The 7,473-nt window shown below is 37.0% G+C and carries 9 protein-coding genes; 8 read left to right on the top strand and 1 reads right to left on the bottom strand.

From position 1 onward, the window contains the following. Positions 1-311 precede the first annotated feature (311 nt). Positions 312-956: a helix-turn-helix domain-containing protein gene (locus D7V92_RS21430; RefSeq protein WP_121773754.1), complete on the bottom strand. Its 645-nt coding sequence runs from the start codon at positions 954-956 to the stop codon at positions 312-314. A gap of 77 nt (positions 957-1,033) precedes the next feature. Between D7V92_RS21430 and D7V92_RS21425 the strand changes: the two genes are divergently transcribed. The 8 genes from D7V92_RS21425 (at position 1,034) to D7V92_RS21390 (ending at position 7,276) form a co-directional block, all read left to right on the top strand. Next, positions 1,034-1,264 carry a hypothetical protein gene (locus D7V92_RS21425; RefSeq protein ID WP_121773753.1) on the top strand — a complete coding sequence of 77 codons (231 nt, stop codon included), beginning with the start codon at positions 1,034-1,036 and terminating at the stop codon, positions 1,262-1,264. Continuing rightward, the gene (locus tag D7V92_RS21420; RefSeq protein WP_121773752.1) at positions 1,242-3,254 is read left to right on the top strand and encodes a DDE-type integrase/transposase/recombinase; all 2,013 of its coding nucleotides are present in this window, start codon (positions 1,242-1,244) and stop codon (positions 3,252-3,254) included. Before D7V92_RS21425 ends, D7V92_RS21420 begins: the two co-directional genes overlap by 23 nt. Positions 3,255-3,315: 61 nt before the next feature. After that, the gene (locus tag D7V92_RS21415) at positions 3,316-4,167 is read left to right on the top strand and encodes an ATP-binding protein (RefSeq protein ID WP_121736175.1); all 852 of its coding nucleotides are present in this window, start codon (positions 3,316-3,318) and stop codon (positions 4,165-4,167) included. Next, complete coding sequence (locus D7V92_RS21410) at positions 4,164-4,475, top strand: hypothetical protein (RefSeq protein ID WP_121736174.1); 312 nt, start codon at positions 4,164-4,166, stop codon at positions 4,473-4,475. Before D7V92_RS21415 ends, D7V92_RS21410 begins: the two co-directional genes overlap by 4 nt. After that, positions 4,465-5,022 (top strand): hypothetical protein, encoded by a 558-nt coding sequence (locus D7V92_RS21405; RefSeq protein ID WP_135960049.1) that lies wholly within the window; start codon positions 4,465-4,467, stop codon positions 5,020-5,022. Before D7V92_RS21410 ends, D7V92_RS21405 begins: the two co-directional genes overlap by 11 nt. Next, complete coding sequence (locus D7V92_RS21400; protein WP_121773750.1) at positions 5,000-6,013, top strand: hypothetical protein; 1,014 nt, start codon at positions 5,000-5,002, stop codon at positions 6,011-6,013. The genes D7V92_RS21405 and D7V92_RS21400 overlap by 23 nt, the downstream gene beginning before the upstream one ends. 11 nt (positions 6,014-6,024) lie before the next feature. Then, on the top strand, positions 6,025-6,900 hold the full coding sequence (locus D7V92_RS21395) for a hypothetical protein (RefSeq protein ID WP_121773749.1): 876 nt from the start codon (positions 6,025-6,027) through the stop codon (positions 6,898-6,900). A gap of 148 nt (positions 6,901-7,048) precedes the next feature. Then, entirely contained in the window at positions 7,049-7,276 is a 228-nt protein-coding gene (locus D7V92_RS21390) for a hypothetical protein (protein ID WP_121773748.1), read from the top strand. Positions 7,277-7,473 lie beyond the last annotated feature (197 nt).

Genomic DNA, 7,473 nt, shown 5'->3' with positions numbered 1-7,473 from the left:
TGTGGGGGGTATTTGAATAAGCTAAATAGATGTTGATTGGAATATTTTTGAAAACCTGTTGAATATCTGAATGTTGAAGGAAGTAAAAAGGAAAAGATTAGTTTATTGTAAATGCTAATTACTTTACACTCATTTACTTTTACTTTACACGAACCCCATATTTTTGCCTGTTTTCAGAGTGAAAACTTTACTTTTTAGTTGAATTTGGTTGTGTTTTTCAAGTTTGAAAGGGGCAAAAACTCAATGGTAGGTACATAATCGGTACATCCAATAGGTACATAATATTGAACGCAAATGTACCTACCGTTATTTTATTGTTCTACCTCTAATGACTTTCTTTCTAAAATATCTATTAGTTTAATAACCTTGAGTAGCATTTTGCTTTGTACATCATGCTGATCCCATAAAATTTTAAACTTATCCTCTATTTCTAATTTATAGTAGTCCGGCTTTTTTATATAAGAGCTAAACTGCTCTGCAAACATTTTCTCTTTACCTACTACTTCCATTTCTTCTTCGTCTGTAATATTTTCAAATGCTAGAGATAGTAATTTATGCAAAATATCCATAAAGCATCCTTGCATCAATCCGGCATTAACATTGATCAGCTTGTTTAATTGATTCTCTATATCGATATATTCGAAATTTGTAATCAAAGATTTTCCTTCAATAGAATTGGGGGGAATGGAATATTTGAAAGAGTCATTATCGGTATTAACTGTTTTTATTCCATTCTGTCCTGTCATAAGCCATTCTGGATTTACATCATAGGTTTTGATTATCTTACTAACGAGATTTGTACTAACACCTATCTTGCATCTTTCTATATCTGATAATGTAGCTTGTTTTATTCCTAAACTCTCCGCAAAATCTTTTTGTGTTAAGCCTCTCTCTTTTCTTATATACTTGACCCTATTATTCAACTCAGTATCGTAATTAACTATATTTTCTTTCATAAAACTTGTTTTATATATCGGTATTAACTATATTTGCATCGGAATTAAACACAAATTAAAGCAAATATAGTGAATTTATGGCATTACCGGTGGAAATTAGAAAAGAAATCAAAAAGAGGCTTCCTTATGGAACCTTGACAAAGATCGCTAGTAAACTGGGTATTACATCTGCTGCGGTTTGCAACTACATCAATGGTCGAGGTTCAAACAAACGAATAGAAGATGCCATCTTAATTGAGTGTAAATATCTGAAAGAGGAAGAAGAGAGCAAAATGCTAATAGCCAATGAATTCATTAAGAGTATATAATCAAAGTGTCTATGTATCTTATCAATGGCTTATTGATAAAGGCATTGGCAAGGAAGCTATTAAGCAATGGAGTAAAAGAAATCTACTTGCTAAAATGCGCATGGGTGACACTATTTATGTCCCCTATGATCATATCCCAGATAGCACAAAATCCAAGCTACCAAGTAAAGACGAAATTCTATCAAGCATAGAAATTCAAAAGACTGTCTCAATATCAGAAGGATACTACAACAAGATGTATAGCGCATACGAAAAAGGATTTATCAAGTACTTGGAGTATTATCAAGATATGGTAGGCAATGATGAAAAAGCATTGAGATACGCCAAGCTTCATGCCGTGTGGGTAGTTGTGATGGAAATATATGATGAATTCATTTCTGTACGGAAACGTCCCAAGCTTCGTGAGCTTCATGAGGCATTCTCTAAGATATACCCGGAAAAATACGTTTATGTGCGCATGTGTCAAGCAATCAAGAATATTAAGGAGAGCGGTATCGAAAACAATGTGATAGATCACCGTGGAGGCCGTGATGAGGAATATGGCCCGGTTTTGAAAAAATGGGTCCTAGACGCTCTTTCGTCCGGCAAGGCGTACTCAGCCCAATTCATACATGACAAGGTTTGTGAGTTGTGCCGAGAACATGGTTATAAATCACCCTCTTTATCATGGGTCAAGACTTATATGTACAAAGTGTTACCTACCGTTTATCCAACGCGATATGGACTTGATAAAGGTATCAGCCAATTGCCCTACGCCGGGATCATCCGGGCCACAAACCCGGGAGACCAATGGCAGATCGATGGTTGGAGATTGCCTTTTTATATGGAGAACTACAAGACTCTCACCCTATTCTCCGTGATGGACGCTTGCTCTGGGCGTATTGTTGGTTATTACATTGATTTCAGCGAGAATACGAAGACAATACTCAAAGGGCTTGAGAACGCTGTCCAGACAACTAACACATTGCCATTGGAGATTCTTGCGGATAACCATTCGTTTAACAAAACAGAGGAATCTGATTATTTCAAGGGGAAGATCGAAAAGATGGGAAGCAGATGGACAATCAGTGAGAACCCCCGATATAAATCATTGATAGAACGAAGTTTTGGAACATTCGGTACAAGATTTTGCAAGCCTATGTACGGTTATATCGGTGAAGGGATCAAGACCCGGCGTACGAATGGGCGTACAGCGCAAGAACTGGTAGATAAGTATACAAAGGCCGGAACTTTTCTTACGGAGGAGCAAATCAAGCTGATAGCCATACATTTGGTGGAAGAGTATAACACAAAGGTAGGTAAGACAGGACAAAGTCCGATTGAGACACATCAAACGTTAGAGAACAATGGCATCCCGATTGATGAGATAGGCCGCTTGAAGTTATTCGTGCAGCCAACCCCTTATACCGTTCGCCAAGGTCAAATCAATATTGAGAGGGAGAAGGCCGTATATGAGTTCCAGTTGAACAAGGAACAATACCTGACACTGAATAATAAAAAGGTGAACGTGAGATACATGGACTTTGATCAAATATACCTATTTGACCTAAAGACAGATAGGTTGATCGGTAGTGTTCCTAAAAAGAGATATGCGCATGGCGCATACACCAACCAGACCGATGAGGATATAGAGATTCTGAATAAGAACAAGGGGCGTATAAATGGCATTAAAACGGCGTTTAAACGGCAACAGGCCGAGTTGGCCCGGCAAGCCGAGGCCATCGATCCGGAAGCGGCCTATGCCATGAACGCTAAACTGACCCCAAAGAATATCATAGAAGAATTCAAGGAGAACGGAATGCTAGCACAGGAAGCGGCCCGTTTGGGGGTAAACCTCGATTACGTGACGAATATCCCCGTATTCAGTGAGGTTCAGACATACGGCAAGGATGAGAAGAAGAGCCGAAAACGGAGAGAATCCCCAATGTTGGCTACAGAAAAAGAAATCAGAGAATTTGACATAAATAAATATTTAAACGAGGACGAATGAAAACCCGGTACTATTAGTGGTAGTACCGGGCTGTAATCCAGTCCATAAAGAACAGGAATAAATGAAAAATTCGGTTGCAAATGTACCTGAAAAGGTTGAGATTAAAAAGGCTGTGAACCAATATTGTAAAGAAAAGGGGATCAGCAAATGTGAATTTGGCGTAAAATCCGGTATCAGTGACGCTACATTATCCAATCTGGAGAATGAAAAGTGGGATAAGCTGTCTAAAGGCATGTTGATGAATATCTGGAACTTCTGTAACAGGAACATGGTTGATGAACTGTTTTCCACGACTGATTTTGTATCTGCATTCAAAATATGTGATAAAGCGCGTAAATATCATTTTATGGTTGGGCTTATAGCTGATACCGGAATGGGAAAAACAACAGCCATCAGCGCATACAGCCGCCGGAAGAATGTTTTTTATATCTGCTATGATAAAACAATGAATCCCCGGCAATTCTTTTTAGCCTTGCTTCGTGAACTGGCCTATCCGTTTGAAAGCAACCTGAACGAGATGATCAATCGTGCCGCTGATGAACTAAACAAGTTGGAAAATCCGCTGATAATCATTGATGAAGCGGGGAAACTAAACCAAACAATGATTCTTTACCTGCATGTGCTTAGAGATAAAATAAAAGGCAATTGCGGGGTAATTTTAGCCGGGATGCCTTATTTCAAAGACAACCTGTTAAAGATGGCAGCCAAAGAAAAAGAAGGCATTCCGGAATTTTTACGCCGTATAAACCTTTGGCACTCATTCATAGGATTACAGCCGAAAGAAATCGAAGAAATATGCAGAGCTAACGGGATTGATGACCCCGGCCGTATAAAGGAACTGAAACGAAAGAAACGTTTCGGGGATTTGATGAATGAAATTTATCTAGAAAAAATAATGAAGGAGGAGTTATGATAAAAATGGATACAGTTAATAGTTTAAGTCCTGATTTTAAAAATGTAGGTACTATCTTGGAAGGTATGGACAATGCCATAGTTACTTTCTCAGTCAACAAAGAAGGCAAACTTTGTAAAGTTGTAACTTTCTTTTCTAATGAGGATACACAATTTGATGCCATCACTGTGGGTAATAGCAAGATTATAAAGGATTGTCGAAACTTTCTAGGTTATAGGCATTTCTTGTATAAAGTAAAAGAAATGGTTGTTAAGAGGCTCGATTTTAATTGGAATACAATCTTTATTAGTACAAAAGATGATGAATAACAGAGGAATAACCCCCAAGCAGCTTAAAATGATACATACTTTATTAAGCAAATTTGGATTGGCAGGCCAAAAGGAAAATATTGTTCTAGGCTTTTCAGATGGCAGGACAGATAGTTGTAGAGATTTGACCATGACAGAAGCCAAACAACTGATAAATTATCTTTTACATACAGATGAAAAGAAGCGTATGATTAAAAGTATATGGCACTTAGCTTATAAGATGGGTATTATTTATGGAGATTCATTTGAGGATAATAAAATGAATGCTGCAACACTTAATCTATTCTGTAAATCCCGGGGAACAGTAAAGAAAGATATAGACAAGCAAGAATTATCAGAGTTGAAAAAAACTCATAGACAGTTTGAAGGAATGTATAAAAGCTACTTGAATAAACAAAACAAGACTGAAAAAATACGTTTCCTATCTGAGAAACTTCAAGTAGCTTTAGTTACTGAAAATTTTGAGATATGCTCATTGATTCAAAGCGAATTAAACAAACTAACAAAACAAAAGAGAAAAAAATATGAGAGAGTTTCTATTGAGTGACGAAAGTCTAAATAGTTTAGGATTAGTAGTCAAGACATCCGGAATTAACATGGAGCGTTTCATTAAAAATCCCATCATGTTATACATGCACGACCGCTCAAACGGGATTGTGGGCCGTTGGGATAAATTAAGAGTGGAAAACATAAAATTTTATGGAACACCTGTTTTTGATGATGTCCACGAACCAGGGAAGACCATTAAAGAAAAAGTAGAATCAGGTTTTCTAAATGGAGCCAGTATTGGTATAGAAAAATGTGTAATAGAATTAATAAATAATGTTAGAACTGTGGTTTCTTGTGAATTGGTAGAGGTTTCTATTTGTGACATACCTAGTAATAAGAATGCCGTACAACTGTATTATGATAATAATCCGGTGGATTTACCCACCTATTTAAAACTATCAATAAATCAAAAGACAATGAATGAACAGGATTTTAAATCGTTACTACAAGCGTTAGGATTGCCGGATACGGCAACTATTGATGATGTATTATCGGGCATTAACACGTTAAAGGGATTATCGCCTACCGAAAAATATGTAAAGGAGTGTTTGCATATGGCACACTTAGATGGCATTATTCAACAAGAAGAGATTGCCGAGTTAGAGGAGATATTCCTGGAACATCCGTTAAAATTATCAAGGTTCATCGCCTCTAAACGTAAATTATACGAAGATACTCAAAAAAAAGAATACAGGTCATTTGTGGATTCTAATAAGGATAAATTCAGAACCTATTCATCTGATTTTATATTTGGGGACATGCAGAAACTAGCAATGAAGAATTTAGACGTATTCAAGTCTATGATAAATAAAGCTCCAGTAATGTTCAAACCTATGGATATAATAAACAAAGAATATGACAAGGGCGGGGTAAAATTGAAACATGAGTGGACATTAGACGATTACAGAAAAAATGCTCCAAATGAGCTAAGAAACAACCCCTCTTTATATGATGAATTAGTAAAAAAAGAATTATCAAACAATAAATAATATTTACGATTATGAGTACATTAAACAAAGAAGTATGGGTAAGACAACTAGTTAAGAATTTTTATCCTAACAGTTCATTTTTGAATTATGTAAAAGACTTTTCAAGTCTAGTAGACAACAACGCTATTAATATGGCAGAGGTGGGAGTAGACCCTGAAGTGTTGGTAAATAATACCACATACCCTATTAAGGTATCACAGCGGGTAGATAAACCAATTCGTATTGAGTTAGATTTATTTGAAACTGAAAATACCTTGGTACGCCGTCCAGAAGTGATAGAATATAGTTATGATCAATTAGAATCGGTATTGATGGGGCATCGTAGCCAATTACGAGCAAAAACGGCAGAAAAGGCTGCACATGCATTTGCACCGGCGGAAGATGGAGAATACACACCGGTTATATCAACAACAGGTGATACATCAGGAAAGCGAAAAAGACTTTCCGTAGAAGATATACTAAGTCTGAAAGAATGTTTTGATGATGTGAATATACCTTTTGAGGATCGTTATCTCGTATTAAACCCTAAACATGTATCAGACCTGATTCTTTTCGATATAAAAGCGTTTAAAGATTTGACAGATATTATTGACGGACAACCAAAGCGGTTTGCAGGATTCAATGTATTACAGACCTCTATAACACCAATATATGATTCAGTCACTCTAAAAAAGAAGCCTTTTTCTGCCGAAAAATCAGACACAGACACATTCTGCTCATTTTGCTTCCAGAAGGAGGAGGTAATGAAAGCCGATGGTGATGTATTCTTGTATTCCAAGGAGAATGACCCGGAAGAACGGGGGACTATTGTCGGGTTCGACAAGCGTTTCATCGCCTTGCCTATAAGGGATAAGGCTTTAGGGGCGATAATAAGTACAATTATCTGAGTGCATTCAAACTTTATTTTGTATATTTGCGTATCGGTTGGGGGGCGATCGTAAGATCGCCCCGACCTCCCTTATCGGGCTGGCTTGAATCCTTCAAATCAGCCCGGTTTGCTTTTATTCTTCACATAAAAACACATGGAAGTAGACAATGTCCAGCAAAACAGATAATAATATCCCGAATGGGAATAGTTATGAGAAACGCGTGATAGAGGTCAATGGCATCTATGATGAGTACTCAAGGAGCGGGTTGAGTAACCGGGAGATTTGGAGGCGTTATATCTGGCCGATATACGGCATATCAGAAAAGACCTTTTATAATTATCTCAACAAAGCGTACAAGTTCTCTAGCGAGCAAAAGCTACAAAAAAGAAGATGATATTCTCCACTTTTATCCTCTCAGTTCAAATATAAGATATAAACGGCGCATCTGCTTGAAGTATGATGCGCCGTATCTTTTTGTCTAAAATAATATTGTAATCTATTTAGCAATTACAAAAAACACAACTGGTCATGAAGCCTTTTTAATTAGCTTTTTCAACTGATTTTATTTAGCTTTTTCATTTGGCGTCGACA

Origin of the sequence: Parabacteroides sp. CH2-D42-20 (assembly GCF_003670185.1) — a bacterium.
Classification (GTDB): Bacteria; Bacteroidota; Bacteroidia; order Bacteroidales; family Tannerellaceae; genus Parabacteroides; species Parabacteroides distasonis.
Note: the sequence above shows the minus strand (reverse complement) of the source record. Positions and strands in the feature narration are given on the sequence as shown.

Bases quoted from the DNA above. Each gene is read 5' to 3' on its own strand.
- D7V92_RS21430 (WP_121773754.1), bottom strand. From the start codon at position 956: ATGAAAGAAAATATAGTTAATTACGATACTGAGTTGAATAATAGGGTC.
- D7V92_RS21425 (WP_121773753.1), top strand. From the start codon at position 1,034: ATGGCATTACCGGTGGAAATTAGAAAAGAAATCAAAAAGAGGCTTCCT.
- D7V92_RS21420 (WP_121773752.1), top strand. From the start codon at position 1,242: ATGAATTCATTAAGAGTATATAATCAAAGTGTCTATGTATCTTATCAA.
- D7V92_RS21415 (WP_121736175.1), top strand. From the start codon at position 3,316: ATGAAAAATTCGGTTGCAAATGTACCTGAAAAGGTTGAGATTAAAAAG.
- D7V92_RS21410 (WP_121736174.1), top strand. From the start codon at position 4,164: ATGATAAAAATGGATACAGTTAATAGTTTAAGTCCTGATTTTAAAAAT.
- D7V92_RS21405 (WP_135960049.1), top strand. From the start codon at position 4,465: ATGATGAATAACAGAGGAATAACCCCCAAGCAGCTTAAAATGATACAT.
- D7V92_RS21400 (WP_121773750.1), top strand. From the start codon at position 5,000: ATGAGAGAGTTTCTATTGAGTGACGAAAGTCTAAATAGTTTAGGATTA.
- D7V92_RS21395 (WP_121773749.1), top strand. From the start codon at position 6,025: ATGAGTACATTAAACAAAGAAGTATGGGTAAGACAACTAGTTAAGAAT.
- D7V92_RS21390 (WP_121773748.1), top strand. From the start codon at position 7,049: ATGTCCAGCAAAACAGATAATAATATCCCGAATGGGAATAGTTATGAG.